Source organism: Rhodanobacter aciditrophus, from assembly GCF_050026795.1.
Taxonomy (GTDB): Bacteria; Pseudomonadota; Gammaproteobacteria; order Xanthomonadales; family Rhodanobacteraceae; genus Rhodanobacter_A.
In genome coordinates this window covers 104,519-129,240 of record NZ_JALBWP010000011.1, presented here as the reverse complement: position 1 = coordinate 129,240, position 24,722 = coordinate 104,519, and the positions used below count along the sequence as shown (strand labels likewise).

Annotated in this window: 28 protein-coding genes; 14 read left to right on the top strand and 14 right to left on the bottom strand. The window is 70.1% G+C overall.

The window, feature by feature from the left end; genetic code table 11:
- Positions 1 to 25: 25 nt before the first annotated feature.
- Positions 26 to 1,120, bottom strand: coding sequence for a 4-hydroxyphenylpyruvate dioxygenase (hppD, locus tag ACQGNW_RS09340; RefSeq protein ID WP_426662873.1), 1,095 nt, complete (start codon positions 1,118 to 1,120; stop codon positions 26 to 28).
- A gap of 252 nt (positions 1,121 to 1,372) precedes the next feature.
- Between hppD and ACQGNW_RS09335 the strand changes: the two genes are divergently transcribed.
- A complete protein-coding gene (locus ACQGNW_RS09335; protein WP_426662872.1) occupies positions 1,373 to 1,837 on the top strand; it encodes a MarR family winged helix-turn-helix transcriptional regulator in 465 nt (154 codons plus the stop codon).
- Between the two features lie 130 nt (positions 1,838 to 1,967).
- On the opposite strand, the gene ACQGNW_RS09330 is transcribed toward ACQGNW_RS09335, so the two are convergent.
- Together ACQGNW_RS09330 and ACQGNW_RS09325 are read right to left on the bottom strand one after the other, a co-directional pair.
- Entirely contained in the window at positions 1,968 to 3,470 is a 1,503-nt protein-coding gene (locus ACQGNW_RS09330; protein WP_426662871.1) for a peptide MFS transporter, read from the bottom strand.
- Positions 3,471 to 3,706: 236 nt separating this feature from the next.
- Entirely contained in the window at positions 3,707 to 4,555 is an 849-nt protein-coding gene (locus tag ACQGNW_RS09325; protein WP_426662870.1) for a tryptophan 2,3-dioxygenase, read from the bottom strand.
- Positions 4,556 to 4,827: 272 nt separating this feature from the next.
- Here ACQGNW_RS09325 and pdhA point away from each other — a divergent pair, with 272 nt between their 5' ends.
- The 5 genes from pdhA (at position 4,828) to ACQGNW_RS09300 (ending at position 10,347) form a co-directional block, all read left to right on the top strand.
- The gene (gene pdhA / locus ACQGNW_RS09320) at positions 4,828 to 5,913 is read left to right on the top strand and encodes a pyruvate dehydrogenase (acetyl-transferring) E1 component subunit alpha (RefSeq protein WP_426662869.1); all 1,086 of its coding nucleotides are present in this window, start codon (positions 4,828 to 4,830) and stop codon (positions 5,911 to 5,913) included.
- Positions 5,914 to 5,916: 3 nt separating this feature from the next.
- The gene (locus ACQGNW_RS09315) at positions 5,917 to 6,897 is read left to right on the top strand and encodes an alpha-ketoacid dehydrogenase subunit beta (RefSeq protein ID WP_426662868.1); all 981 of its coding nucleotides are present in this window, start codon (positions 5,917 to 5,919) and stop codon (positions 6,895 to 6,897) included.
- Positions 6,898 to 7,070: 173 nt separating this feature from the next.
- Complete coding sequence (locus ACQGNW_RS09310) at positions 7,071 to 8,435, top strand: dihydrolipoamide acetyltransferase family protein (RefSeq protein WP_426662867.1); 1,365 nt, start codon at positions 7,071 to 7,073, stop codon at positions 8,433 to 8,435.
- A gap of 951 nt (positions 8,436 to 9,386) precedes the next feature.
- Positions 9,387 to 9,848, top strand: a complete 462-nt coding sequence (locus ACQGNW_RS09305; RefSeq protein ID WP_426662866.1) for a YehS family protein — start codon at positions 9,387 to 9,389, stop codon at positions 9,846 to 9,848.
- A 10-nt stretch (positions 9,849 to 9,858) separates the two neighbouring features.
- The gene (locus ACQGNW_RS09300; RefSeq protein ID WP_426662865.1) at positions 9,859 to 10,347 is read left to right on the top strand and encodes a DUF456 domain-containing protein; all 489 of its coding nucleotides are present in this window, start codon (positions 9,859 to 9,861) and stop codon (positions 10,345 to 10,347) included.
- Here the strand turns inward: ACQGNW_RS09300 and trhA are convergent.
- Entirely contained in the window at positions 10,344 to 11,006 is a 663-nt protein-coding gene (gene trhA / locus ACQGNW_RS09295) for a PAQR family membrane homeostasis protein TrhA (protein ID WP_426662864.1), read from the bottom strand. The genes ACQGNW_RS09300 and trhA overlap by 4 nt on opposite strands.
- Positions 11,007 to 11,461: 455 nt before the next feature.
- Between trhA and ACQGNW_RS09290 the strand changes: the two genes are divergently transcribed.
- The 4 genes from ACQGNW_RS09290 to cls all read left to right on the top strand — a co-directional run bounded on the left by ACQGNW_RS09290 (position 11,462) and on the right by cls (position 15,648).
- Positions 11,462 to 12,112 (top strand): energy transducer TonB, encoded by a 651-nt coding sequence (locus ACQGNW_RS09290; protein ID WP_426662863.1) that lies wholly within the window; start codon positions 11,462 to 11,464, stop codon positions 12,110 to 12,112.
- Between the two features lie 187 nt (positions 12,113 to 12,299).
- The gene (locus tag ACQGNW_RS09285) at positions 12,300 to 12,869 is read left to right on the top strand and encodes a cupin domain-containing protein (protein ID WP_426662862.1); all 570 of its coding nucleotides are present in this window, start codon (positions 12,300 to 12,302) and stop codon (positions 12,867 to 12,869) included.
- A 22-nt stretch (positions 12,870 to 12,891) separates the two neighbouring features.
- Positions 12,892 to 14,256 (top strand): FAD/NAD(P)-binding protein, encoded by a 1,365-nt coding sequence (locus ACQGNW_RS09280; protein ID WP_426662861.1) that lies wholly within the window; start codon positions 12,892 to 12,894, stop codon positions 14,254 to 14,256.
- A gap of 15 nt (positions 14,257 to 14,271) precedes the next feature.
- Positions 14,272 to 15,648 (top strand): cardiolipin synthase, encoded by a 1,377-nt coding sequence (gene cls / locus ACQGNW_RS09275; RefSeq protein ID WP_426662860.1) that lies wholly within the window; start codon positions 14,272 to 14,274, stop codon positions 15,646 to 15,648.
- Positions 15,649 to 15,670: 22 nt separating this feature from the next.
- Here the strand turns inward: cls and ACQGNW_RS09270 are convergent, their stop codons facing one another.
- Positions 15,671 to 16,042, bottom strand: a complete 372-nt coding sequence (locus ACQGNW_RS09270; protein ID WP_426662859.1) for a hypothetical protein — start codon at positions 16,040 to 16,042, stop codon at positions 15,671 to 15,673.
- Between the two features lie 80 nt (positions 16,043 to 16,122).
- Here ACQGNW_RS09270 and pncA point away from each other — a divergent pair, with 80 nt between their 5' ends.
- A complete protein-coding gene (gene pncA, locus ACQGNW_RS09265) occupies positions 16,123 to 16,764 on the top strand; it encodes a bifunctional nicotinamidase/pyrazinamidase (protein ID WP_426662858.1) in 642 nt (213 codons plus the stop codon).
- A gap of 6 nt (positions 16,765 to 16,770) precedes the next feature.
- Here pncA and ACQGNW_RS09260 read toward each other — a convergent pair whose 3' ends face one another.
- Positions 16,771 to 16,959 (bottom strand): CPXCG motif-containing cysteine-rich protein, encoded by a 189-nt coding sequence (locus ACQGNW_RS09260; RefSeq protein ID WP_426662857.1) that lies wholly within the window; start codon positions 16,957 to 16,959, stop codon positions 16,771 to 16,773.
- Between the two features lie 89 nt (positions 16,960 to 17,048).
- On the opposite strand from ACQGNW_RS09260, the gene ACQGNW_RS09255 reads away from it, so the two are divergent.
- Positions 17,049 to 17,318, top strand: coding sequence for a hypothetical protein (locus ACQGNW_RS09255; RefSeq protein ID WP_426662856.1), 270 nt, complete (start codon positions 17,049 to 17,051; stop codon positions 17,316 to 17,318).
- Here ACQGNW_RS09255 and ACQGNW_RS09250 read toward each other — a convergent pair.
- Together ACQGNW_RS09250 and ACQGNW_RS09245 are read right to left on the bottom strand one after the other, a co-directional pair.
- Positions 17,282 to 17,758, bottom strand: coding sequence for a PIN domain-containing protein (locus tag ACQGNW_RS09250; protein ID WP_426662855.1), 477 nt, complete (start codon positions 17,756 to 17,758; stop codon positions 17,282 to 17,284). The two genes, ACQGNW_RS09255 and ACQGNW_RS09250, sit on opposite strands and share 37 nt — an antisense overlap.
- Complete coding sequence (locus ACQGNW_RS09245; RefSeq protein ID WP_426662854.1) at positions 17,758 to 18,477, bottom strand: HAD family hydrolase; 720 nt, start codon at positions 18,475 to 18,477, stop codon at positions 17,758 to 17,760. The genes ACQGNW_RS09250 and ACQGNW_RS09245 overlap by 1 nt, the downstream gene beginning before the upstream one ends.
- A 145-nt stretch (positions 18,478 to 18,622) precedes the next feature.
- On the opposite strand from ACQGNW_RS09245, the gene ACQGNW_RS09240 reads away from it, so the two are divergent.
- Entirely contained in the window at positions 18,623 to 19,495 is an 873-nt protein-coding gene (locus tag ACQGNW_RS09240; RefSeq protein WP_426662853.1) for a DUF4377 domain-containing protein, read from the top strand.
- 12 nt (positions 19,496 to 19,507) lie between these two features.
- On the opposite strand, the gene ACQGNW_RS09235 is transcribed toward ACQGNW_RS09240, so the two are convergent.
- From ACQGNW_RS09235 to ACQGNW_RS09210, 6 genes are all read right to left on the bottom strand, one after another.
- The gene (locus tag ACQGNW_RS09235) at positions 19,508 to 19,882 is read right to left on the bottom strand and encodes a YciI family protein (protein WP_426662852.1); all 375 of its coding nucleotides are present in this window, start codon (positions 19,880 to 19,882) and stop codon (positions 19,508 to 19,510) included.
- A 76-nt stretch (positions 19,883 to 19,958) separates the two neighbouring features.
- Positions 19,959 to 20,879, bottom strand: a complete 921-nt coding sequence (locus ACQGNW_RS09230; RefSeq protein WP_426662851.1) for a M14 family metallopeptidase — start codon at positions 20,877 to 20,879, stop codon at positions 19,959 to 19,961.
- A gap of 429 nt (positions 20,880 to 21,308) precedes the next feature.
- Positions 21,309 to 21,920, bottom strand: a complete 612-nt coding sequence (locus ACQGNW_RS09225; protein ID WP_426662850.1) for an OmpH/Skp family outer membrane protein — start codon at positions 21,918 to 21,920, stop codon at positions 21,309 to 21,311.
- 172 nt (positions 21,921 to 22,092) lie between these two features.
- A complete protein-coding gene (locus ACQGNW_RS09220) occupies positions 22,093 to 22,539 on the bottom strand; it encodes a hypothetical protein (protein WP_426662849.1) in 447 nt (148 codons plus the stop codon).
- Positions 22,540 to 22,893: 354 nt separating this feature from the next.
- On the bottom strand, positions 22,894 to 23,433 hold the full coding sequence (locus tag ACQGNW_RS09215) for a hypothetical protein (protein ID WP_426662848.1): 540 nt from the start codon (positions 23,431 to 23,433) through the stop codon (positions 22,894 to 22,896).
- A 61-nt stretch (positions 23,434 to 23,494) separates the two neighbouring features.
- On the bottom strand, positions 23,495 to 24,034 hold the full coding sequence (locus ACQGNW_RS09210; RefSeq protein WP_426662847.1) for a DinB family protein: 540 nt from the start codon (positions 24,032 to 24,034) through the stop codon (positions 23,495 to 23,497).
- Positions 24,035 to 24,186: 152 nt separating this feature from the next.
- On the opposite strand from ACQGNW_RS09210, the gene ACQGNW_RS09205 reads away from it, so the two are divergent.
- The gene (locus ACQGNW_RS09205) at positions 24,187 to 24,666 is read left to right on the top strand and encodes a GFA family protein (RefSeq protein ID WP_426662846.1); all 480 of its coding nucleotides are present in this window, start codon (positions 24,187 to 24,189) and stop codon (positions 24,664 to 24,666) included.
- Positions 24,667 to 24,722: the final 56 nt, after the last annotated feature.

Here is a 24,722-nt window from a genome sequence, read left to right as displayed (position 1 = left end):
TCCCGACGGGAGAGGGGCTCAAGAATCACAGCACCCCGCGCTTCATCTGGTCGCGTTCGATCGACTCGAACAGCGCCTGGAAGTTGCCTTCGCCGAAGCCTTCGTTGCCCTTGCGCTGGATGATCTCGAAGAAGATCGGGCCGACGCAGTTCTGGGTGAAGATCTGCAGCAGCAGGCGCTTCTTGGTTTCCGGGTCGGCGTCGATCAGGATCTTGTTCCTGCGCAGGCGCGGCACGTCCTCGCCGTTGTCAGGGATGCGCAGGTCCACCACGTCGAAATAGGTGTCCGGCGTGTCGAGGAACTCCACGCCCTGCGCGCGCATCGCTTCCACCGTGTCGTAGATGTTGTCGGTGAAGCAGGCGATGTGCTGGATACCCTCGCCCTTGTACGCGTCGAGGTATTCGTTGATCTGGCTCTTCGGGTCGGTCGATTCGTTGAGCGGGATGCGCACGATGCCGTCCGGCGCGGTCATCGCCTTCGAGACCAGGCCGGTCTTGGCGCCCTTGATGTCGAAGTAGCGGATCTCGCGGAAGTTGAACAGCTTCTCGTAGTAGTCCGACCACTTCTGCATGTTGCCGAAGTAGAGGTTGTGCGTGAGGTGGTCGATGAAGGTGAGGCCGAAACCCTTCGGGTTCTGCGCCGCCCCCGCCACCGGCTCGTAGTCGCCGTCGTAGATGCTGCCCTTGTCGCCGTAGCGGTCCACCAGGTACAGCATGCAGTCGCCGATGCCCTTCACCACCGGCGCGTCCACGGCCTTGCTGTCGGCCTTGTCGCCCACCGCCTCGCCGCCGTTGGCGAGCACGGCGTCGAAGACTTCCTTCGCCGGCTTGCGGAAGCGGATCGCGAAGCCGCAGGCGCAGGGGCCGTGCCTGGCGGCGAAGTCGGCGGCGAAGGAATCCGGGGCCTCGTTGACGAGGAAATTCACGTCGTTCTGGCGGTACACGGTGATCGGGCGGCTCCGGTGCCGCAGCACCGCGCTGAAGCCCATCCGCCGGAACAGCGCGTGCAGCTCGCCGGCACGGCCGGCCGGGGCGGCGAATTCCACGAATTCGAAGCCGTTGATCCCCATCGGGTTCTCGAACGTGGTGACCTGCATGCCGAGGTTGGGCTGGGCTGTCATGCGATTTCTCCGACGGGCTACGATGGGGAAGGCAAACCGCGTCACTGAATGCTTTTCGCACAGCGCGCGCTAACGTGATGCGTGCTCTTGGTGAAAAGTGCAGCCATGGACGGCGCGCTCGATTGTCGGGGTCATGGATGACCGCACGAACCACGCCGCAGCCATGGGTGGCCGCCCTTGCGATCTTCACGACCACGGACGAGCACCGCGATTATTGTTTCAAATGTAACCACTTGCAAGGAACCCCGCAGCATGCCCGCCGCACGCCATCCCGACCACGCGCCGCTGGAACTGGAGCGCTTCGTGCCCTACCAGCTGTCGATCGTGTCGAACACCGTCAGCCAGGCGATTGCCGACGACTACCAGGCACGCCACGACCTCGGCGTCACCGAATGGCGGGTGCTGGCGGTGCTGGCCCGTTTCGACGGGCTGTCCGCGCGCGAGGTGGCCGAGCGCACCGCGATGGACAAGGTGGCGGTGAGCCGCGCGCTGGCGCGGCTGGTCGCCGCCGGCCGGGTGCGCCGCCACATCCACGCCAGCGACAAGCGCCGCTCGGTGCTGGGCCTCACGGCCGCCGGCTGGAAGATCCACGACGACGTGGCGCCGATGGCGCGGCAGCGGGAGCGCGAGCTGCTGGGGCGGCTGGATGGCGAGGAGCAGGCGTGGCTGCGACGGATACTGGACAAGCTGATGCCGCAGGACGCGGCGAAAAGCTGACGAGCGCCTTTATCGATATCCCGGACAGGGCTCCTGCCCTGCCGGGACTCGCCACGATCAGGCGCAGCCTTATCGTGGCTCCGCAGAGCGGGCGCTGGCGTCCGCTCTGCGTCGGGCCAAGCATGGCCTGTCACTTCACCCCGTGCATGAGGCGGTTCACCAAGGGTGCGATGGCCAGCAGCAGCACGCCCGCGCCCAGCAGCAGCCAGAAGCTGAACGTGAAGCCGCTCAATGCCGCGGCGGCGGTGAGGCCGTGCGCGCCGGTGATGCGGCTGGCGAACAGGCCGGAAAGGTTGCCTCCCACCGCCAGCGAGAGGAACCAGCCGCCCATCGCGAAGCCCACCAGCCGCGGCGGCGCCAGCTTGGTCACCATCGACAGGCCGATCGGCGACAGGCAGAGCTCGCCCAGCGTCTGCATCACGTAGCACATCACCAGCGGCCAGAACGGGATCAATCCGTCGGCGCCCAGCAACCTCGACAGCGCATACACCAGCACCAGGAAACCCAGCGCGTTGAAGAGCAGGCCGAAGCCGAACTTGCGCGGGATCGACGGCTCCATGCGGCGCTTGTCCAGCCAGCCCCACACCAGCGCCACCAGCGGCGCGAACACGATGATCGACAGCGGGCTCACCGACTGGAACCAGCCCACCGGGAACAACCAGCCGCCGAACATCCGGCGGTCCACCAGGTTCTCGGCGAGGAAGTTGAACGTGGTACCGAGCTGGTAATAGAACATCCAGAACAGCACGTTGAACGCGAAGATGATCAGCATCGCGATCACCCGGTGCGTCTGCACGCGGCCGTGCCGCGCCGCCTCCACCAGCAGCATCGCCGCCACCACCACGAACAGCAGGCCCAGCACCCACTGCAGGCCGGTGGCGCCGATGCCGGAAAGCAGCCAGTACACCACCGGCACCGCCACGATCACGCCCGCGAACACCCACAGCACGCGCAGCCGGCTTTCCGCACCGGGCAGCGGCCGGCCCACGCCCTTCAGCTGCCGGCGGCCGAACCAGAACCACAGCAGGCTCAGCAGCATGCCCACGCCCGCGGCGAGGAACACCAGCCGGTAGTTCTGCTCGAGCGACGTGCCGGTGAAATGCGCGGCCATCCAGCCGGTGAGCAGCGGCGCCACCAGCGCGCCCGCGTTGATGCCCATGTAGAACAGCGTGAAGCCGCGGTCGCGGCGCGGGTCGTCGCGGCCATAGAGCTGGCCCACCATCGAGGAGATGTTCGGCTTGAACAGGCCGTCGCCCACGATCACCAGCGCGAGGCCGAGCAGCAGCATCATGCGCTCGGGCACGGCCAGCACGAACAATCCTGCCGCCATCACCGCGGCGCCGAGCAGGATGGTGCGCTGGTAGCCGATCAACTTGTCCGCCACCCAGCCGCCGAAGATGCCGGTGCCGTAGATCAGCGCGGTGTACGCGCCGAAGATCGCACTGGCCCAGGCCTGGCCCGAGCTGTCGCCGTGGTAGAACTGCGCCACGATGTACAGCGCCAGCGCCCAGCTCACGCTGTAGAACGCGAAACGCTCCCAGAACTCGGTCATGAACAGCATCCACAGCGGCCGTGGATGGCCGAGCAGCTGCGGATAGTCCGGTGCGATGCCGGCCTCGATGGTCTGGCTCATGAAGTCCCCCCGTAGTCGGTGGCGCGTGAGTGGATGTTATGAAAAGTGCGGCCATGGATGGCCGCCCGTGTGATCCCGCGATCAGGGATGATCGCAAAGATCTCGAAAAGTGCGACCACGGACGACCGCCCGTGTGATCCCGCGATCAGGGATGATCGCAAAGATCTCGAAAAGTGCGGCCACGGACGACCGCCCGTGTGATCTTCGCGATCAGGGATGATCGCAAAGATCACCCCTCACGTGCCCAGCACCGTGCGCACGTCGAGCAACTCGGGAAAGAACGACAACTCCAGCGCCTTCTTCAGGAAGCCCACGCCGGAGGAGCCGCCAGTGCCGCGGCGATGGCCGATGATGCGCTCCACCGCCTTCATGTGGCGGAAACGCCAGAGCTGGAAACTCTCCTCGATGTCCACCAGCGTCTCGCACAGATGGAACTCGGCCCAGAACGTTTCCGGCGCCTCGTAGATGCGGCGGAACACCGGCAGCAGTTCCTCGCGGAACTGCCACGGCTGCGTCACGTCGCGCGCCAGCACGGCTGGCGGCACCGCGTGGCCGCGCCGCGCCAGCCAGCGCAGCACCTCGTCGTACAGTCCGGGCGCCTCCAGCGTGGCGCGCAGCCCCGCCTGGATCGCCGCATCGTGCGCGAACACCGCCAGCATGTCGGCGTTCTTGTTGCCGAGCAGGAACTCCACCGTGCGGTACTGCGCGCTCTGGAAGCCGGACGAGGGCCCCAGCGCATCGCGGAAGGCCAGGTACTCGTGCGGCGTCATCGTCTCCAGCACTGCCCACTGCTCGAACAGCTGGCGCTGGATCTGCTTCACCCGCGCCAGCACCTTGAGGCAGGGATCGATGCGGTCGCCACGGATGAATTCCAGTGCCGCGCGCAGCTCGTGGATCACGAGCTTCAGCCACAGCTCGGCCACGTGGTGCTGCACGATGAACAGCATCTCGTCGTGGTACGGCGGATCGGACACGGGCCGCTGCGCGGACAGCAGGGTGTCCAGGTGCAGGTAGCCGGCATAGGTCATGCGCCCCGAAAGGTCGCGCTCGATGCCCGCCTCGAGCTCGCGCTGGTTGTCCGTCATGGTCGATCGCGGCTGTCGAAAGCGTGCATGGTAACCGCTGACGGCGCGTGGCCCACAGGCGCGGCCATGGCGTCATTTTTTGCGGCCCGCCGTACCCGCCCGCATGCTGCGGCGTACCTTGCGACGCAACATCCCTGCCTGCTATCTATGTACGGCTTTTCCCGGCCGTTTTGGTCGCCACGGCGATCGTCCGGCAAGGGATCTTCGCGCGCCAGGCCCCACTGGATGGGCCGCCGCCCCCACTTCCCCATTCGTCCAAACGGGAGCGAGTCGTGTCCATCGCCGCCAAGTTCGAAATCGAATACTTGCAATACCTCGATGCCGAGGGCAAGCAGGTTCGCAAGGATCTGCCCGCCTTCGCCAAGGATCTCGACCACATGGTCGAGCTCTACAAGCTGATGATGTCGACGCGCGTGTTCGACGCCAAGTCGGTGGCGCTGCAGCGCACCGGCAAGCTGGGCACCTACGCCAGCTGCCTGGGCCACGAGGCCGCCCACGTCGGCATCGGCAGCGCCATGAAGCCCGAGGACGTGCTGGCGCCCAGCTACCGCGAGTACGGCGCGCAGCTCTACCGCGGCGTGCAGCCGCGCGAGGTGTACATGTACTGGGGCGGCGACGAGCGCGGCAACGATTACCAGAAGGAGCCGGCCCGCCACGACTTCGCGTGGTCGGTGCCGATCGCCACGCAGTGCCTGCACGCCGCCGGTTCCGCGCTGGCGTTCAAGATCCGCGGCGAGAAGCGCGTGGCGGTGTGCACCATCGGCGACGGCGGCTCGTCCAAGGGCGACTTCTACGGCGCCATCAACATCGCCGGCGCGCAGAACCTGCCGCTGGTGGCGGTGATCGTCAACAACCAGTGGGCGATCTCGGTGCCGCGCAAGATCCAGTCCGGCGCGCCCACGCTGGCACAGAAGGGCATCGCCGCGGGCCTGCACTGCATCCAGGTGGACGGCAACGACATCATCGCCGTGCGCAAGGCGATGGAGGACGCGCTGGAGCGCGCCCGCAACGGCAAAGGCGGCAGCGTGGTCGAGGCCGTGACCTACCGCCTCGGCGACCACACCACCGCCGACGACGCCCGCCGCTACCGCGGCGAGCAGGAAGTGAAGGACGCCTGGGCAAAGGAGCCGATGAAGCGCCTGCGCGCCTGGCTGGTGGCCAAGGGCGTGTGGGACGACGCCAAGGAAGAGGCCTGGAAGGCCGAGTGCGACGAGTGGATGGACAACGAGGTGAACGCCTACCTCGAGACCAAGACGCAGCCGGTGACGGCGATGTTCGACTACACGTTCGCCGAACTCCCCGCCGATCTCGCCAAGCAGCGCGATTACGTCCTTTCGCTCGAAACCAAGGGTCACTGAGTCATGGCACAGATCACTCTCATCGAGGCCGTCACCCAGGCGCTCGCCTACGAAATGGCCCACGATTCCAGCGTCGTGGTGCTGGGCGAGGACGTGGGCGTCAACGGCGGCGTATTCCGCGCCACCCAGGGCCTGCAGGAAAAGTTCGGCGAGCTGCGCGTGATCGACACGCCGCTGGACGAAACCACCATCGCCGGCGTCACCGTGGGCATGGCCGTGCAGGGCATGAAGCCGGTGGCCGAGGCGCAGTTCGAAGGCTTCATCTACCCGATGATGGAGCAGATCGCCTGCCACGCCGCGCGTATGCGCAACCGCACCCGCGGCCGCCTCACCGTGCCGGCCGTGTGGCGCGCGCCGTGGGGCGGCGGCATCCGCGCGCCGGAGCACCACTCCGAGGCGAACGAGCACCTGTTCACCAACATCCCCGGCCTGCGCGTGGTGCTGCCCTCCTCGCCCGCGCGCGCCTACGGCCTGCTGCTGGCCGCGATCCGCGACCCCGATCCGGTGATCTTCCTCGAACCCAAGCGCATCTACCGCCAGTACAAGGAAGAGGTGCCCGACGACGGCGAGGCGCTGCCGCTCGACGTGTGCTTCGTGCTGCGCGACGGCACCGACGTGACCCTGGTGACCTGGGGCGCCCAGGTGAAGGAAACGCTGGAAGCCGCCGACGAGCTCGCCAGGCAGGGCATCAGCGCCGAGGTCATCGACGTCGCCACGCTCACCCCGCTCGACTTCGACACCATCGCCGAATCGGTGCAGAAGACCGGCCGCTGCGTGATCGTGCACGAGGCCCCGAAGACCGCCGGCTTCGGCGCCGAGATCGCCGCGCGCGTCGCCGAGGAATGCCTGTACGACCTGCTCGCACCGGTCGAGCGCGTCACCGGCCCCGACACCCACATCCCGCTGTTCCGCCTGGAAATGAAGTACCTGCCCAGCGTGGAGCGCATCGTCGACGCCGCCAGGCGCACACTGGCAGTTTCGTAATTCCTTCTCCCCGCCGGGGAGAAGGTGCCCCGGAGGGGTGGATGGGGGGACATGCTTGCCGCAGGGCGCATCGAAGCGGGTTTCGATGAGGTTCAAGGCAAGCCCCGTCCCCTCACCCCAGCCCTCTCCCCGACGGGGAGAGGGAGAAAACTCAAAACCTTGGAAGCTCACTCATGGCCGACATCAAGACATTCCACCTGCCCGACCTCGGCGAAGGCCTGCCCGACGCCACCATCGTCGAGTGGCACGTGAAGGAAGGCGACTACATCAAGCTCGACGCGCCGCTGTGCTCGATGGAAACCGCCAAGGCGGTGGTCGACGTGCCGTCGCCCTACACCGGCACCGTGAAGAAGCTGCGCGGCGCGCCCGGCGACATCATCGAGACCGGTGCCGCGCTGGCCGACTTCGAGCCCGACCCGAACGCCAAGCAGCGCGCCGAGGCCGAGGCCACCGGCCACCACCACGGCCCCAAGAAGGCCGAGGCGCCCGCTCCGGCGCCGGCTCCCGCGCCCGCAGCCAAGGCCGCCACCGCCGACCGCGAGGACGAAGGCACCGTGGTCGGCGCGATGGTCAGCGGCAACACCGTGCATGTCGAGCAGGCCGCCAGCATCGGCGGCGTGAAGGCGGTGCCCGCGGTGCGCGCGCTGGCGAAGAAGCTCAAGGTCGACCTCGCCCGCGTGCACCCCAGCGGCGCCGACGGCGTGGTCACCATGCAGGACGTCAAGGACGCCGCTGCCAGCGGCAGCGCGCCGCTGGGCGCCGCCCCGGCCCGCGCCGTGCCGGCCTCTGCCGGCCGCCACCTGGCGCCGGAACTGCCCGAACCCGGCCCGGCGCCGTCGCGCACGGCCGTGTCGCTGGCCGGCAAGCCGGTGCGCACTGCGCCGCCGAGCGTGCAGGCCAGCGGTCAGCCGGAGCAGCTCAAGGGCGTGCGCCGCAACATGGCGCGCGTGATGGCCGACGCCCACGCGCAGGTGGTGCCCACCACGCTGGTCGACGATGCGGACCTCCATGCCTGGATCGGCAAGCAGGACATCACCGCCCGCCTGATCCGCGCCATCGTCGCCGCCTGCAAGGCCGTGCCGGCGCTCAACGCCTGGTTCGACGGCAAGAACCTCAGCCGCACCCTGCACCCGCAGGTGGACATCGGCATCGCCGTGGACACCGAGGACGGCCTGTTCGTGCCGGCCCTGCGCAACGCCGACGTGCTCGACGGCGCCGGCATCCGCGCCGCGATCAAGCGCCTGCGCGCGTCGGTGGAAGACCGCTCCATCCCGCCGTCGGAGCTGTCGGGCTACACCATCAGCCTCTCGAACTTCGGCATGTTCGCCGGCCGCTACGCCACCCCGGTGGTGGTGCCGCCGACCGTCGCCATCGTCGGCGCCGGCAAGCTGTGCCACGACGTGGTGGCGGTGATGGGCGGCATCGAGGTGCATCGCCGCATGCCGATCTCGCTGACGTTCGACCATCGCGCGGCCACCGGGGGCGAGGCGGCGCGCTTCCTGAAGGCGCTGCTGGACGACTTGGCGTTGCCGAACTGAGGCGGTGCCATCGGGGCATGTGAAAGGGGCGCCTGCGGGCGCCCTTTTTCTTTGTGCGATTGCGGGTGAGTGGACTGGCCTTATGGGGCCTTTGCCTGTGCGCTCTCGCAAGCGATGAAACGGTTGCGGGTGCCTGCCACAGGTAACAAAGCGGTTTCGGGTGCCCTGCCGTTGGGGACAAGGCGGTTTCGGACGCCTGCCCGCAAGGAACAATGCGGTTTCGGACGCCTGCCGGCGCCCGCGTTACCTCTCTTTGCTGGCCCACGCCGCCGCAGGAGCGGCGGCGAACGGCGGAGCCGGCCCGTAGGGCGGAGGGCAGGATGCCCGGAGTCAAGAGAGGTAACCCAGAGAAATGGCCTGGTTCGATCCGCCGGAACTACAAGCACGACATGTCGAGGACGTTGGAACTGCTCTCGCCTATGCGATAGACGGTGCGGCCACGCCGCGACGTATCTGGGAACTGAGGTGAGGGGCAAAGTCTCGCGGCGTGTAGCGCCGCTTTGGCTTTGCTCGGGTCTCGCTGTCACTTCGCTCTGGCTGTTGAGGTTGCCTCTGCGCGCTGGGAGCGCGCTGCTTTTCCGGGGCCCCCTGGGCGGCGGTGAGGCGGGGACGAAGAGGCCGCGCAGCGGGCGAGTCCAGGGATGGATTCGCCTTTTCGCGCGGGCACGATGCCCGCTCGAAAAGCCCGGCCCCGCCTCACGCACTCGCAGGGCAGGATGCCCGCAGAGCGCCAACCGGGGTGTCGTTTCCTCTTGGTGACTTCTCCTTGACTCCGGGCATCCTGCCCTCCGCCCTTGCGGGCCGGCTTCGCCGTTCGCACGCGCTCCCGCGCGTGCGTGGACAAGCAAAGGAGAAGTAACTCGGCCACCGGCAGGTGCGCGAAATAGCTTTGTCGCTTGCGAAAGTACATACCCAACACAAGGCTATCCAAGCCCCCGATACAATTCCCCCATGATCAACAACGACATCCTGCGCAGCGTGCGCTACATGCTCGACCTGCCCGACGGCAAGCTCGCGTCCATCGCCGCGTTGGCCGGGCTCATGGTGCCGCAGGCCGAGTTCGACGCATATCTGAAGAAGGACGACGAGCCCGGCTACCACGATTGCCCCGACAAGGTGATGGCGCATTTCCTCGACGGCCTGGTGGTGCACCTGCGCGGCCGCGACGAGAGCCGGCCGCCGTTGCCGGTGGCGAAGCGCGTCACCAACAACCTGGTGCTGAAGAAGCTGCGCGTGGCCTTCGAACTGCGCGACGAGGACATGCACGCGATCCTCGTCGCCGCCGGCTTCCCGCTGTCGAAATCGGAGCTCAGCGCGCTGTTCCGCAAGCCGGAACATCCCAATTACCGTCCCTGCGGCGACCAGCTGCTGCGGCACTTCCTGCGCGGCCTCACTCAACGCTTGCGCGGCTGAGGTCACGATCATGTGGTTCGACCTCGTGTTCTACACCCTGGGCGCGCTGCTGATCGTGGGGGGCCTCGCTGGCGCGATCCTGCCCTCGCTGCCCGGCATCCCGATGGTCTTCGGTGGCATCTGGCTGGTGGCCGCGGTGGACGATTACCGCCACCTCGGCCTGTGGTGGCTGCTGCTGATCGGCGCACTGGGCGCGCTGGGCGTGATCGTGGACTTCGTCGCCGGCACGCTGGGCGCCAAGCGCGTGGGCGCCAGCAAGCGCGCGCTGTGGGGCGCCTCGCTGGGCACCTTTGTCGGCATGTTCTTCGGCATCCCCGGCATCCTGATCGGCCCGTTCGCGGGTGCGCTGATCGGCGAACTCTCCTCCGGCACCAGCGTGCTGCGCTCCACCCACGTGGGCATCGGCACATGGACCGGCCTGCTGCTTGGCGCGCTGGTGAAACTGGTGATTTCGCTGGTGATGGTCGGGCTGTTCGGCCTGGCGATGCTGTTCGGCTAGGCTGCCGCAGGCAGCACGTACAGCAGCACCGCAAAGTAGTGCAGCACGCTGCCGGCCAGCACGAACGCGTGCCACAGGGTGTGCTGGTACGGCAGCCTGCGCCACAGGTAGAACGGCACGCCCACCGTGTAGGCTGCGCCGCCGCCGATCAGCAGCGTCATGCCGCCCGCCTGCAGGTGTGCCGCCAACGGCTCGAACGCGAGCATGCCGATCCAGCCCATGCCCACGTACAACAGCACGGCAAGCTTGCGCCAACGGCGGAACCAGCCCAGCTCCAGCACGCTGCCGACCAGCGCCAGCGTCCACACCGCGGCGAACAGGCTCCAGCCCCACGCGCCCGGCAGCGCGATCAGGGTGAACGGCGTGTAGGTGCCGGCGATCAGCAGGTAGATCGCGATGTGGTCCAGCGTGCGCAGCAGCGGCTTGGCTGCCGGCACGGGCACCGCGTGGTACAGCGTGGATGCGGTGTACAGCAGGACCAGGGTGACGCCGTACACCGCACTCGCCGTCACCGCGCGCGCGTCACCGCGCAGGGCCGCGAACGCCACCAGCGTGGCGAGGCCGCCGATGCTCAGCACGATGCCCAGGCCGTGCAGCAGGCTGCTGGCGAACTCGTCGCCGCGGCGATAGCGCGGCAGGGCAACGGTAACGGCGGTCATGACGGCTCCTGCAGTCGGGGGAATGTCCATCCCGCACCATAGCGGGAGTGCCCGCGCTTGCCTACCGCAGCAAGGACGCACCCGCGACCACGCGTGAATCCGCCTTTCACCCGGCCTGCACACCGCCTCGATGCGGGCCCGTCCAAGCTGCGCAGGCGGATGCACCCCCATCCCCCTGTCATCCGCATTCCGCCCCGCCTCCCCGTGGGGCTTTTTTTTGGCGACCGTCGTTCCTGCCGATCGCCCTTCGGGCCGTCACCGGCGCGAGGCGAGGGATCGCCGGGCGTTCCGGCGCTTCCCTGGTGGTGATCGAGTGCGTGCATGTGGACGTCCAGCCGTCCACTTGCGCGCGCATGGACACCGGCATACGCTCAAGCCGCGCTTGCGGCACTCCCCTCTGCACCACGTGCAGCGCCGCCGGCGCCACAACCCGAAAAGCCGTCAGGAGGTCGCCCATGTCGTCCGCTAGCCTGGCTGTTGCTGCTCGTCCCCACCCCGAGGCCGCGCGCGTTGCCGCGCTCAGTGCGGCCATCGCGCTCAACCTCGCCGCCCTGCTGGTGCTCACCCGCCCGCTGGCCCCGCAGGCGCTGGCACTGGTGCATGAGCTCACCACCGTGCCGAGGGTGGTGCTCATCGAACCGCCGCCCAAGGTGCCGCCGCCCCCGGCGATCGAATTGAAGCCGCTGCCGCATCCGCCGCCCGCGCCGGTGCAACCGCGGCCGCACCCCGACGTCGCGCCGCCGATGGCGCCCGTCGTCGCCGACACGCGGCCGATGCCGGCGCCGCCCAGCGCCGCGCCGAACGACAGCGCGGTCACCGCCGCGCCGGTCGAGGCCACCCTGGCCTACCGCTCGGCGCCGCTGCAGTTCCCGGTACAGGCGCTGCGTCGGCACCTGCAGGGCACCGTGCTGCTGCGCGTGCTGGTGGACGAGACCGGCAAGCCGTTGCAGGTCGAGGTCGAACACAGCAGCGGCTACGCCCTGCTCGACCGCAGTGCGCGCGAGCAGGTGCTGGCGCACTGGCGCTTCCAGCCCGCGATGGCGGACGGCCACGCGGTGCGCGCGTGGGCGCGGGTGCCGGTGAGCTTCGTGCTGCGCGATCTGTGACAAGGCGGCAGGCCCGGCGGCGCGAGGCGCCGACCGGGCCCGCCGCACCCATCCCGCGCAGTGCACGGCACCGCCGGCGCGCGTACTGCGCGCACGACGCCACCCACGCCGCGGCTTACGGCCGTTTAACGACGCGCGTGCTCCACTTGGCCGCCGTTCCAACGCCGGGCTCCGCATGGGCAAATACATGCACAGCTTGAAGATCCTGCGCGACATCGCGCTCGAATACGGCCGCGTCGAGCACCCCGACCTGGCCTCGATGGCGCGCGAACTCGGCCGCGTGGTGCATCAGGATGCGTTCGCGCTGTCCGCGCGGCTGGCGACGTTGCGGCGACACCGCCGCGACGGTGACCGCTGGCTGCTGGCCGAGCGCCGGCGCCCGGCACTGCACGTGCTGGTGCGCGCCTGGCCACCCGGCCAGCACATGCCGCTGCTCGACCACGCCGACCGCTGGGGCCTGGAATTGTCGCTGCACGGCGCGCTGGAGTGGCAGTCGTACCGCCGCGATCCGCACAACGGCCAGCTGGATGCGCTGGGGCGCAACTGGCTTGGCCCGGGCGACGCCAACTGGTTCGAGCGCGACGCCGGCCTCGCACACCGCTGCCGCAACCTGTCGCGGCACGACACCGCATACACCCTGCACGTCTACGGCGGCGAGCTGCCGGGCCATCGCGCCGGGGAGCCACGCGGGGATGCGCCCGCATGGCTGGCGCAGGCCCGACGCGGCACGCTTGCCGGCCAGCAGCCGACACCCTGACCCGTCCGCTTCGGAGCAACGCATGCATCGACGTGTCGCCATCATCGGCGGCGGCGCCGCGGCCGCCGCGCTGCTCGGCGAACTGCTGGAACGCCAGCCGCCGCAGCCGCTGCACCTGGACTGGTACACCGGCGGCGGCGCGCCTGCGCGTGGCGTGGCCTACGCCACGCGTTCCGACCGCCACCTGCTCAACGTGCGCGCAGCCTCGATGGGCATGTTCGCCGGCAAGCCGCAGGGTTTCCTCGACTTCGTGCAGCGCGAGGATCCCTCCGTCGCCGGCACCGATTTCCTGCCGCGCCGGCGCTATGGCGACTACCTCGAGGCCGAGGTGGCGCGTGCGCTGGCGCTGGGCAAGGTGCACGGACACGACGTGCAGGTCGTGCCGTTCGCCGCCGACGCCGTGGTGCCCGAGGTCGACGGCGTGACCGTGTTCCTCGGCGAGGAAGCCCGCCGGGTGGACGCCGCGGTGCTGGCGATCGGCGCGCTGCCGCCGCAGCCGCTGGCCGGCGTGAGCGCGGCGGCGCTGGCCAGCGGCCGCTACGTGGTCGATCCCTGGCCGCTGCTGGCCGCGCCGCCGGCCGAGCCACCCGCCCACGTGGTCGTGATCGGCCTCGGCCTCACCGCCGCCGACGTGCTGCTGGAGCTGGCCGCGCGCTGGCCCGCCGCCCGCTTCACCGCGATCTCCCGCCACGGCCTGCTGCCCGAACCGCACCTGCCCACCGCCGCGCTGCCCAGCGGCGACAGTGCGGAGCTGATCGAGGCGATGCTGGACGCGCCCGACGTGCGCCACTGGCTGCATCTGCTGCGCGAGGCGATCGCGCAGGAGGAGGACTGGCGCAGCGTGATCGACAGCCTGCGCCCGCACACGCCGACGCTGTGGGCCGCGTTGCCGACCGAGCAGCGCGCGCGCTTCCAGCGCCACGCACGCTGGGCCTGGGAACGCGCGCGCCATCGCATGCCGCCGCCGGTGCGCGCGGGCTTGGCCGAACTGGAGCGCACGGGTCGCCTGCAGCGCCTGCGCGGGCACCTGCAGGCCGCCGAGATCGACGGCGAGGGCCTGCGCCTCGAGCTGCGCCCGCGTGGCGTCACCGCGTCGCAAACGCTGCACGCGGGGCTGGCGGTGCAATCGGTGGGCCTGGATTTCGACGCGGCGCACACGCCACACCCGCTGATGCGCCAGCTGGTGGTGAACCGCCACGTGCTGCCCGACCCGCTGGGGCTGGGCTGCCAGGCCACGCCGCAGGGCCGGCTGCTGCACGAGGGCGGCGCCTGGCCGCGCCTGTTCGCCATCGGCAGCCTGTTGCGCGGTACGCTGTGGGAGTCCACCGCGATGCCGGAAATCCGCCAGCAGGCGCGCGCCGTGGCCGACCAGTTGCTGGCGGAGTAGCGCGCCCTTGAACCGATGCCCCTCAGCCTGATCGGCGCCGTCGTCCTGCTGCTGCACGCGCTCGGCGTCCTCGCCGCGGCGCATGCGCTGATGCACACCCGCACGCCGCAGGGCACGATCGCCTGGGTGCTCGGCCTGCTGCTGCTGCCGGAGCTCACCCTGCTGCCCTACCTGTTCCTCGGCGCCAGCCGCTTTCGCGGCTACCTGCACACCCACCGCCGCGCGCCGCCGCGCGCCTACCCCGTGGCGGCGGACGACGGCAGCGGCCGTTTCGCCGCGCTGGTGGCGATGCAGGGCCGGCCGTTCCGCCCCGGCCACCGGCTGCGCCTGCTGGTCGACGGCGACGCCACCTTCGAGGCGATCTTCGACGCGATCGCCGCGGCACGGCACACCGTGCTGGTGCAGTTCTTCGTGTTCCACGACGACGGCCTCGGCCGGCGCATGCAGCAGGCGCTGCTGGAACGCGCCGCGGCCGGCGTGCGCGTGTGCGTGCTGTACGACGGCGTGGGCAGCCACGACCTGCCGCGCCGCTACGTGGAGACGCTGCGTGCGGGCGGCGTGGCGATCCACCCCTTCGCCACCCACCGCTGGCGCAACCGCTTCCAGCTCAACTTCCGCAACCACCGCAAGATCGTGGTGGTGGACGGCGCGTGCGCCTTCGTCGGCGGCCTCAACGTGGGCGACGAATACCTGGGCCTGAAGCCGCCGCTGGCGCCGTGGCGCGACACCCACCTGGAAATCCGCGGCCCCGCGGTGGCCGACCTGCAGCAGCTGTTCGCCGACGACTGGCAATGGATCACCGGTGCGCCGCCGCCGCTGCACCCCGCACCCGCGGCCGACGGCGACGCCCGCGTGCTGGCCATCGCCAGCGGCCCCGCCGACGCGCAGGAAACCGGCTCGCTGTTCTTCGTGGCCGCGATCAACGGGGCGCGCCGGCGCATCTGGATCGCCACGCCCTACTTTGTGCCCGACAGCGCGGTGCGCGCCGCGCTGCGCCTCGCCGTGCTGCGCGGGGTGGACGTGCGCGTGCTGATCCCGGCAAGGCCGGACCACCGCACCGTGTTCCTCGCCTCCACACTGCACGCCCACCAGGCGCTGCGCGCCGGCGTGCGCGTGGCCCGCTATCAGCCGGGCTTCGTGCACCAGAAGGTGCTGCTGGTCGACGACGACTGCGCCGCGGTGGGCAGCATCAACCTCGACAGCCGCTCGTTCCGGCTCAACTTCGAGGCCAGCGCGCTGGTGCTGGACCGCGGCTTCGCCGCCGAGGTGGAAGTGATGCTGCTGGCCGATTTCGCCGACTCCCGCGCGGTGGACGAGCGCGAGTACCTCGACGCGCCCTACCTGCGCCGCGTGGCGATGCACGTGGCGCGGCTGTTCGATCCGCTGCTGTAGGAACGCACCCGCCCCGCCGTTTTCAGCGCCGGCGCCAGTGCCTGCCGCACAGCAGCCAGGCCACGAACACGCCCGCCGCGGCGCCCAGCAGTTCGCACAGCACGCGGGTGCCGATGCCGTCGGGGTCGTGCACCTCGGCCAGCTTGGCCTTCAGCAGCTGCAGCGACTGCAGCCGCGCGTAGTTGAAATAGAACAGGTTCCAGGCATCGGCGCGGGCGCTCAGCACCAGCGCGAGGAAGTAGGCCCAGCCGATCCGCCGCGCATCGCTCCAGCCGTTGCGGCGACCCAGCCAGTGGAACACCAGGTACAGCACGAAGCCGGCCGCGACGCTGATCGCGCCGGCTTCCATGCCGCCGGTCCAGCCATAGCCCATCCACGATTGGTCGTAGTTCATCGCGCCCTGTTCCGCTCGAATCAACCCGCATTATGCCTGCGCGCTAGACTGCCGCCTTCCCCCGCACGCGCAGGCCCGCCATGCCGCACGCCATCGACGAACGCACCGCGCTGATCGTGGTCGACGTGCAGCCGGATTTCATGCCCGGCGGCGCGCTGGCCTGCCATGAGGGCGACGCGATCGTGCCGGGCATCGACCGCCTGCTGCGCGCGCGGCGCTTCCGCCACGTGGTGGCAACGCAGGACTGGCATCCGGCGGGCCATGCCTCCTTCGCCAGCGTGCATCCCGGCACGCAGCCGTTCCAGCAGGTCGAGCTGCACGGCCATCCGCAGACGCTGTGGCCGGACCACTGCGTGCAGGGCACGCCGGGCGCGGCGCTGCATCCGGACATCGACTGGTCGCCCGCGGGCCTGGTGCTGCGCAAGGGCAGCGACCCGCGGGTGGATTCCTACAGCGGCTTCCGCGAGAACCACGGCCCGCACGGCGCGCGTCCCGCCACCGGCCTCGCCGGCTGGCTGCGCGAACGCGGCGTGGAGGAAGTGCTGGTGTGCGGCCTGGCGCGCGACGTCTGCGTGCTGTGGACCGCGCAGGACGCGGTGGCCGCGGGCTTCCGCGCCGGCCTGCTGTGGGAACTCTCGCGGCCGGTGACGCCGGCCGGCGACGAGCCTACCCGCGCCGCGCTGGCGGCGCGGGGTATCGCGCTGGTCCGCCTCGAGGACTAGGCGGGCTCAGACCCCGTCCTCGCGCGCCGTCTGCACGCGCGGCACGCCGTCCTCGTCGAACGCCACCGCCAGCGCGATCGGGCGGCAGCACACGGCGCAATCCTCGATGTAGCACTGGTCGGCCACCGAATCGTCCAGCAGCAGTTCGATGACTTCGCCGCAATACGGGCAATCGATGCGATACGGCACGGCCATGGCAGGCTCCGGCAACCGCGGCGCACGCACTCTGGCACAACCGCTGTCGACGTTGCGCGTACACTGTCCGCCCCGCCCGGACGACGACGATGGCCGAACGCGAATTCCCGGATTACACCGTGCGCTCCGGCGCCAGCCTCGAAGGCTCGCGCTACACGGCTTGGCTGGCGGTGGTGCCGCACGGCCACGGCTTCCCGGTGTACTACGCGATCTGCGAGAACCGCAGCTTCCGCCGGCAGGACCTGGCCGAGCGCGCCGCGGAGGACGCGCTGGCCGCGGTGCTGGCGCTGGAGGAGGACGGCACGCCGGTGTTCCCCGAGGACTACACCGGCTTCACCGACGCGGCACCCGCCGAATAGACCTGGGCCCACGCCTGCGGCGCGAGGATGTCGAAGCCGTGCCCGCGCCGCGTGCGCCGCGCCAGCTTCAGCAGTTCGCGATCGCGGCTGAGCAGCCACTGCGCGCCGCAGGCCAGCGCCAGCTCGAGGAACTTCTGGTCGTCGGGGTCGGCGCAGCGCGGCAGGCCCGGTGTCGCCGGCGGCAGACTCCGCTCCGCTGCCGGCAGCAGGCGCAACCGCGCGTCGAACGCCGCCACGGCCGCATCGCGCCGCGCCGCATCCAGCGCCAGCTGCGGATAGGCCAGCACGCGCAGCCATTCCCCGCGGCAGGCCGCATCGGCGACCGCCTCCACCTCCCCCGCGGCCAGCGCGTCGCGCAGCACGGCGCACGCCGCATCGCCGAACACGAACAGGTCGAGGCAGACGTTGGTGTCCAGCACCAGGCGCGGCGGCGTCGCCATCAGGCCGCCGCCAGCGCATCCAGCTGCGCCAGCGCGGCGGGAATCTCCGCCGCGCCCGCCACTGCGCGCATGCGCGGCGCGTGCGCGGCATCCAGGCCGTTCTCCAGCTCGTGCGTCCAGGTCACGTGGTAGGGCATGTGCACGCCCCAGCCGCCCAGGCGCAGCACCGGCTCGATGTCCGAGCGCAGCGAATTGCCCACCATCGCGAACTCGTGCGCGGCGATGGCGAACTCGTCGAGCAGGCGGCGGTAGGTCGCCGTGTCCTTCTCCGAGACGATCTCGATGCGGCGGAACAGCCCGGCCAGCCCCGATTCGGCCACCTTCTTCTCCTGGTGGAACAGGTCGCCCTTGGTGATCAGCACCACCGCATGCCGCTCCGCCACCGCCGCCACCGCCTCGCGGATGCCGGGCAGGAGTTCCACGGGGTGCTGCAGCACGCGCTTGCCGATCTCGACGAGGCGGTGGATGTCCTGCGCGGTGATCCGCCCGCCGCTGAGCGCGATCGCGGTTTCCACCATCGACAGCGTCATGCCCTTGGCGCCGTAGCCGAACAGCGCGAGGTTGCCGCGCTCGGTGGCCAGCATGCGCGCGTGCACCGCCTCGTCGGCGAGGTCGGCGTAGGCGCCCACGATGGCGGCGAACTCGGCGTTGGCGTCGCGGTAATAGTCCTCGCTGCGCCACAGCGTGTCGTCGCCGTCGAAACCCACCATCTTCAGCATGGCCACCTCGCGGCATTCGCGTCACGGACAAGGGCGGCATTGTCCGACAACGGGCACGGCGCTGCATGCATCGGCCACGGCGACGCCGCCGTGACGCGGTGCGTGGCATATGCTCGGGCGCTGCACTCCTCACGAAGGGAACACCATGCGCGTCCATCTGTTGCTGCTGCCGCTAGCCCTCGCTGCGTGTGCCACCACGCCAGCCGCCAACGGCAACCGTGCGACGGCGACGCACGGCCCGGCATCCGGCATCGGGCCGGGCCCCACGCCAGGCACTTCGCCCAGTCCGACATCGAGCGCGGCTTCGAGCGCCACCGTGCCGGATGCCGCGTTGCTCGGCGGCTACCACTGGCAGCTGACGCAGGCCACCAACCGGTACGGCCAACGCATCGGCGCGCTGTTCGTGCGCCCGCTCAATCCACTGCAACTGGATTTCGACAACGGCCGCATCAGCGTGCGCAACAGCTGCAACGGCATGGGCGGCAGCTACCGCATCGTGGACGGACGGCTCGTGGTCGGCCCGCTGGCGCACACCATGAAAGCCTGCGCCAATTTCGCGCTGAACCGGCTGGACGGCCTGATCGGTGTGCGCCTGGGCATCAGGCCCACGATCACCGCCACGCGCAGCGGCGGCACCCCGCTGCTGCACCTGCATACCTCCGCCGGCGACACGCTGGTCTTCACCGGCGTGCCCACGCCCGAGAGCCGCTACGGCAGCCCCGGCATCGTCGAGTATCTCGAAGTGGCGCCGCAGACCGTGCCGTGCAGCCACCCGCGGGCGTCGAGCTCGCAATGCATCGACGTGCGCGAGGTCCATTACGACGCGAACGGTCTCAGGACCGGCACGCCCGGCAAATGGCACCTGTTGCTGCAACCGATCGAGGGCTACACGCACCAGCCGGGCGTGCGCAACGTGCTGCGGGTGAAGCGCTACGCGCTGAAGCACCAGCCCCCCGACACCCCGACCAGCGCTTACGTGCTGGACATGGTGGTCGAATCGGAACTCGTCCGGCGCTGAGGCCGCGTGCGATCAGGCGCCCACGCGCTTGCGCACCGCCTCGAAGTCGCGCACCGGCCGCACCTCGATGCAGCCGGTCTGCGCCCACGGCAGCGCGGCGGCCATGCGGATCGCCTCTTCCTCGCTGTCCGCCTCGACCAGGTTGAAGCCGGCCAGGTATTCCTTGGTCTCCGCGAACGGGCCGTCCAGCACGAAGGTCTTGCCCGCGCGGATGCGCACCGATTTCGCGGTGGCCGGCGCCTCCAGCTGCTGCGCGTCGAGCAGCTTGCCCTGCTCGCGCTGCTCGTCCGCATGCGTGATGCAGGCATGCATGCGCGTGTCGAACTCGCCCGGCGGCAGGGCCTCGAGCAGGCTGTCGTCGCTGTAGACCATCAGCAGGTATTTCATCGTTGGCTCGCGTTGCCGTGGTGGGGAACCGTGATGCTCGCACAGATGCCGCGCGATGACCGCATGCGCCGCCGGGTCAGCCGTGCGCCAGCGCGTAGTCGATCGCCGCGCACACCGCCGCCGCCTGCGCGTCGTTGCACTGCGCGGGCGTGGCGCGCGGGCTGTCGGGGTAGACCTCGGTGGTGGTGCGGTAATGCGCATCGGTGATGCCGGCGCACAGGCCGAGCTTGCGGCAGTCGTACTCGATCACGCCGTGCGCCACCACCGGCGAGCCGATGATGGTGCCGTCGGGATCGGCCGGCGCGATGTGGGTGACCCTGGCCACCGCCGCGATTACCGCCTGCTGGAAGTCCGGCTCCGGCTGCGCGCTGTCCGCGCACAGGTAGAAACCGTCCGGGATGGTGCCCGGCTCGAACGGCTTGCCGTCGCGCGCCGCCAACGCGGGGCGGAACTCGCTCTCGTCGCTGTCGGTGGTTTCGTGCAGGTCGATGTGCATGCGCGCCGTGTCGCGCAGCGGCGCCAGCAGGCCCCACAGCGCCGCCGATTCCTGCGCGGCGCTGTGCTCGCGGAAGTTGCGGTTGGGATCCAGCGCCTCGGGGTTCCAGCGGTGGATGCGCTCGTAGCCCCAGGGACTGATGCAGGGCACGCACAGCAGGTTGATGCGTCCCGCGTAGCGCACCGCGTCGCGTTCGAGGAACTGCAGCGCGCCGTGCACGCCGCTGGTCTCGTAGCCGTGCACGCCGCCGGTCACCAGCATCACGGGCAGCGTCTCGTCCCAGCCGCGGCTGCGCACGACGTAGAGCGGGTAGCGCTCGGGCGCGTAGTCCAGCTGGCCGTATTCGGCGACCTCGAAATGCGCGCGCAGCGGCTCGATGCGGCTCAGCACCTCGTCCGCGTAGCTGCGCTTGCGGTCCTGCCGTGCGCGCCACGCGGCCACCTCGGTCGCGCCCCAGGGGGTGCCGGGGGTGCCGATGGGATAGGGGGCGCGGTTGGTCATGCGGGGGCTCTATGTGACGTGTGGGGCGAGCACTGTAGCACTCGCGCCATGCGGGCCCTGGCGGTTGCGCCGCTGTACTCCCTCTCCCCTTTGGGGAGAGGGTTGGGGTGAGGGGTCACGCTCGCTGGATGCTTGCTACGAAGCACCGATGCGCTCTCCAACGCTACCGCAACCTGGCTCGCCTGCGGCGGGCTTTCGGACGCCTGCCGGCGCCCGAGCCACCTTTCGTTGCCGACCCAGCGACATGGCCTGGCTCAGCCCGCCGCCCCTGCAAGCACCGGCCGCTCGAGGGGTCTGGAACAGGCGTGGCTCCTCCCGATGCACATGCGGCCCTGCCGCGCCGTGTTCGGTGGCCGGGGCATAAAACAAAAATGGCTGCCGCGCATGATGCGCGGCAGCCATTTCGTGTTTGGGGGATACCTCTGACGCTTACTTGGCGGGTGCCGCCGGCGCAGGCTCGAGGTTGAAGTTGAGGGCGGTGACCTTGGCGTCGAGGCCGCGCACCACGTCGCTGGTGAGGTCGTTGGTGGCGTTGCCGCCGAGCACCGCATCGCGGTTCAGCAGCAGGCCGCAGTGGTGGCTGTTGTAGCTGCTGGCGACCAGCGGCTGGGCCTGCTCGCCGATCTGCTGCATCACCTTGCCGCGGGTCAGCTGGATGCGCTCGTCGAGCTGGTTCACCTGCGCCTGGAAGCCCTGCATGCGCTGCTGCAGCGCCTGGCCCTGCTGCTGGCGCTGCGCCTCGGGGAGCGTCGCGGCCTTCTGCCGGAAGGCCTGGATCTCGGCTTCCAGCGGCTTGCGCTGGCTGTCCAGCAGCGACTGCTGCTGCGTCGCCAGCTGCTTCAGGCGCTCGCTCGCCGCCTGCCCCACCTTGGACTGCGCGAACACCGCCTCGCGCGACAGCATGCACACGCCTGGCACCGGATTGCCTTCGAGCTCGTTGGTGGCGGGCGTGGTGGCGGCGTGCGCCGGCGTCGCGGGGGCAAGGGTCAGGCCTGCGGCGGCGGCCAGGGTGGCGACAAGCAGGGAGCGAGGCATGTTCATGGAAGTATCCGGTGGCTGGTCTTGGGGTGCTGCGCGGGCCAGCACGGCCCGCGACGGAACGCCAGCATACTCGCCGGTGGCTGTCTGCCAGATGGCCGGGAGCGCGGCGCCGCCGTCCGGCCGGCTCCCCTCGCCGTGCGGCAGGCGAAACCGGCGCGGTTCCGGGCAGGCTTCAGCGGCCCTGGCCGCGCAGGGCGTCCTGATGCTGCATCATCTGGTCCATCATCAGCTGCATCATGTTCCCGCGGCCTGCGCCGGCACCCATCATGCCGTTGCCCATCACGCCGTTGCCGCCCATCGCGCCCCGGCCCATCATGCCGCCCGCAGGGCAGCCGCCACCGTTGGCCATCATCAGCTGCATGGTGGCCTGCATCGTCGCCAGGTGTTCGTCCAGCAACCGGGCGCGCAGCTTGGGATCGGTGGTGGCGTGTACCTTCGCCATCTGCTCGCGCATTGTCTGCATGTTGCGCACCATCGCGGCCGTGGCGCCGGAGGACGCCGCCGCCGGTGCCTGATTTCCGGCACTGGCCGGCGTTTGCGCCGCGGCCGGCAGCGCCGCCGCCAGCGTCGCCATCGAAGCGAGCATGCCAAGGCGGACCATCGGATTCGAAACTCGCATGGGACTCTCTCCTCAGCCGTGCCGGGTCACGGCGTGTGCAGGCCGGCGTGGAGGCCGCGGATCGCCGGATGCCGTGGCACCGTACCCAGGCTCGCACCGATGGCGGCGGAAGCGATCGCGGCTGCCGCCCGCATCGACGGCGCCATGCACGGCCAACGGCTGCTGCCGGCGTGCGCTCCTGCCAGCGAAGGGCAGGCTCCACGAGGTGTACCTGCAGGCTAGGCAGGCGCGCGACACGCCGTATTGATATGGATCAACGGCGAAAGCCGCGCCCGCGGCGGCCCGCCGTCCACCGGCCGGCGCACCGCGGGCCGGCCGGAAAAACGCCAGCGGGTTTCGTTTCGGAGCCGGGCGTCAGCGCGTTGCGGTGGTGCCGGGCGCCGCGTCGGGACGATGCGGGCAGGTCGCCTTCGTCCAGCCGTCCAGGTCGGCCAGCGCGGCATTCATCACGCCGTCGTTCTTCAGCGCTTCGCCGCCGTGCTGGCGAACCTGCGCGGCCATCGTCTCGTAGTCATGGCGAAGCCGCGCCTGGTGGAACTGTTGCGCGGCCTGCTTGAGCGTATCGGCCTCCTGCCCGAGCAGGTCCGGGGTGGCGTACTTCATGTAGGCCGTCGGCAGCGACATCATGCCGAAGCCGGCGGCCATGCAGTCCGCCCGCACGTCCGGAGGCAGCTTCATCAACTGCTCCAGCCGCTGCCTGGCCTGGCCCATGGCCGCGGCGGACTGGGCGGCGTTGCCGTCGGCGGCACGGGCCGCGGGCAGCAGCATGCCGGCCACGGAGAGCGCGGCGGCAAGGCGAACGGTGCGGCGGAAGCGGTACGGGGCAACGGGCATAAGGGTCTCGCGCAGGTGGGTGGGGTGGGTGCCGTCTTCCATGGAACGGCGGCGCGACATGCTAATGAAACTCCATGACCGCTTCCGGCAACAACGTGGAGAAAAGCGCACGCCGGGCCGCTCAGCCCGCGCACTCCGGGATCAGCGCGGACAGGTCGGTGACGCCGACGTCGATGCCGCGCTGGCTGAACAGGGTGGTGACCTGCCCGCGGTGGTGGGTCTGGTGGTTGAACACGTGGCGCAGCACCAGCCCGGCCCGCTTGCAGTGCGACTCGCCGGCGGTGTTGGCGTAGCGGAGCGGCCGCGCGTACAGCGCGTCGGTGGCCTCGCGGGTGAACGCCACGAACACGGCGTCCAGCGCCTCGCGCTGCGCGCGCAGCGGGCCGAAGTCGGGAGACACGATGCCGCGCACCAGCGGCGGCAGCAGCGCGGCACGCACGGCGTCCAGCGACGCCACGCCCGGCATGGCCGCGGCGAAGCGCTTCAGCCAGTGCATGTCGGCGGCATGGATGTGCGCCAGCGTGGCGAGGATGGAGCCGAAGAACGCGCCCCGGTCCGCGCGCAGCTCCGCCTCGTCCAGCGCCGCCGCGGCGGCGTAGAGCCGCGCGTTCATCCACTGGTTGTACTGCGCCATCAGTTCGAAATCGGCCTTGAGGGACATGGGTTTCGTGATCGCGGGGCGGGGCGGCGAGGGTATCAGGCGCCGGGGCCACCGGGACGGCCGGCGTGCATTCGTTCCCGCTGCTGGCCGGCAAACGGGCCTGATCCGGTTACCCTGAAGCCGGCCCCTCCGCTCGCAGCGGCGGGCCGATCATGAGCGGGTTGCGCCGTGGCCATTCCGGTCAGGACGCAATCCCGAAAAGGCGGATCAGCGGAGGTTCGATGCTCAAGACATACACCGGAAGCTGCCATTGCGGCGCCGTCCGCTTCGAAGCGGATCTCGACATCAGCAGCGGCACCGGCAAGTGCAACTGCACGATCTGCACCAGGATGCGCCTGTGGTCGATCAATGCCCTTCCAGAGGCCTTCCGCCTGCTGGCAGGCAAAGACGACCTCACGGACTACCGGGGACGCGGGAACGCGGTGGCGCATCACACGTTCTGCAAACACTGCGGCATCCGGGCGTTCGAATGGGTCGACATGCCGAACATGAGCGGCAGCAGGTACTACAACATCAACGTCATGTGCCTCGACGGCGTCGATATCGACGAGTTGATGCGGGCGCCGGTGGCGTATTACGACGGCCTCAACGACAACTGGGGCGAAAGGCCCGCCGAAACGCGGCACCTGTAGAAAGGGTGCGCCCTGGACGGAGGCCGCATCCCGCCCCCGTCCTGGCCGTTGCGTTT

What these genes read in the sequence shown, in the direction of transcription:
- hppD (WP_426662873.1), bottom strand. Translation starts at nt 1,120, where the DNA reads ATGACAGCCCAGCCCAACCTCGGCATGCAGGTCACCACGTTCGAGAAC.
- ACQGNW_RS09335 (WP_426662872.1), top strand. Translation starts at nt 1,373, where the DNA reads ATGCCCGCCGCACGCCATCCCGACCACGCGCCGCTGGAACTGGAGCGC.
- ACQGNW_RS09330 (WP_426662871.1), bottom strand. Translation starts at nt 3,470, where the DNA reads ATGAGCCAGACCATCGAGGCCGGCATCGCACCGGACTATCCGCAGCTG.
- ACQGNW_RS09325 (WP_426662870.1), bottom strand. Translation starts at nt 4,555, where the DNA reads ATGACGGACAACCAGCGCGAGCTCGAGGCGGGCATCGAGCGCGACCTT.
- ACQGNW_RS09315 (WP_426662868.1), top strand. Translation starts at nt 5,917, where the DNA reads ATGGCACAGATCACTCTCATCGAGGCCGTCACCCAGGCGCTCGCCTAC.
- ACQGNW_RS09310 (WP_426662867.1), top strand. Translation starts at nt 7,071, where the DNA reads ATGGCCGACATCAAGACATTCCACCTGCCCGACCTCGGCGAAGGCCTG.
- ACQGNW_RS09305 (WP_426662866.1), top strand. Translation starts at nt 9,387, where the DNA reads ATGATCAACAACGACATCCTGCGCAGCGTGCGCTACATGCTCGACCTG.
- ACQGNW_RS09300 (WP_426662865.1), top strand. Translation starts at nt 9,859, where the DNA reads ATGTGGTTCGACCTCGTGTTCTACACCCTGGGCGCGCTGCTGATCGTG.
- trhA (WP_426662864.1), bottom strand. Translation starts at nt 11,006, where the DNA reads ATGACCGCCGTTACCGTTGCCCTGCCGCGCTATCGCCGCGGCGACGAG.
- ACQGNW_RS09290 (WP_426662863.1), top strand. Translation starts at nt 11,462, where the DNA reads ATGTCGTCCGCTAGCCTGGCTGTTGCTGCTCGTCCCCACCCCGAGGCC.
- ACQGNW_RS09285 (WP_426662862.1), top strand. Translation starts at nt 12,300, where the DNA reads ATGCACAGCTTGAAGATCCTGCGCGACATCGCGCTCGAATACGGCCGC.
- ACQGNW_RS09280 (WP_426662861.1), top strand. Translation starts at nt 12,892, where the DNA reads ATGCATCGACGTGTCGCCATCATCGGCGGCGGCGCCGCGGCCGCCGCG.
- cls (WP_426662860.1), top strand. Translation starts at nt 14,272, where the DNA reads ATGCCCCTCAGCCTGATCGGCGCCGTCGTCCTGCTGCTGCACGCGCTC.
- ACQGNW_RS09270 (WP_426662859.1), bottom strand. Translation starts at nt 16,042, where the DNA reads ATGAACTACGACCAATCGTGGATGGGCTATGGCTGGACCGGCGGCATG.
- pncA (WP_426662858.1), top strand. Translation starts at nt 16,123, where the DNA reads ATGCCGCACGCCATCGACGAACGCACCGCGCTGATCGTGGTCGACGTG.
- ACQGNW_RS09260 (WP_426662857.1), bottom strand. Translation starts at nt 16,959, where the DNA reads ATGGCCGTGCCGTATCGCATCGATTGCCCGTATTGCGGCGAAGTCATC.
- ACQGNW_RS09255 (WP_426662856.1), top strand. Translation starts at nt 17,049, where the DNA reads ATGGCCGAACGCGAATTCCCGGATTACACCGTGCGCTCCGGCGCCAGC.
- ACQGNW_RS09250 (WP_426662855.1), bottom strand. Translation starts at nt 17,758, where the DNA reads ATGGCGACGCCGCCGCGCCTGGTGCTGGACACCAACGTCTGCCTCGAC.
- ACQGNW_RS09245 (WP_426662854.1), bottom strand. Translation starts at nt 18,477, where the DNA reads ATGCTGAAGATGGTGGGTTTCGACGGCGACGACACGCTGTGGCGCAGC.
- ACQGNW_RS09240 (WP_426662853.1), top strand. Translation starts at nt 18,623, where the DNA reads ATGCGCGTCCATCTGTTGCTGCTGCCGCTAGCCCTCGCTGCGTGTGCC.
- ACQGNW_RS09235 (WP_426662852.1), bottom strand. Translation starts at nt 19,882, where the DNA reads ATGAAATACCTGCTGATGGTCTACAGCGACGACAGCCTGCTCGAGGCC.
- ACQGNW_RS09230 (WP_426662851.1), bottom strand. Translation starts at nt 20,879, where the DNA reads ATGACCAACCGCGCCCCCTATCCCATCGGCACCCCCGGCACCCCCTGG.
- ACQGNW_RS09225 (WP_426662850.1), bottom strand. Translation starts at nt 21,920, where the DNA reads ATGAACATGCCTCGCTCCCTGCTTGTCGCCACCCTGGCCGCCGCCGCA.
- ACQGNW_RS09220 (WP_426662849.1), bottom strand. Translation starts at nt 22,539, where the DNA reads ATGCGAGTTTCGAATCCGATGGTCCGCCTTGGCATGCTCGCTTCGATG.
- ACQGNW_RS09215 (WP_426662848.1), bottom strand. Translation starts at nt 23,433, where the DNA reads ATGTCGCGCCGCCGTTCCATGGAAGACGGCACCCACCCCACCCACCTG.
- ACQGNW_RS09210 (WP_426662847.1), bottom strand. Translation starts at nt 24,034, where the DNA reads ATGTCCCTCAAGGCCGATTTCGAACTGATGGCGCAGTACAACCAGTGG.
- ACQGNW_RS09205 (WP_426662846.1), top strand. Translation starts at nt 24,187, where the DNA reads ATGAGCGGGTTGCGCCGTGGCCATTCCGGTCAGGACGCAATCCCGAAA.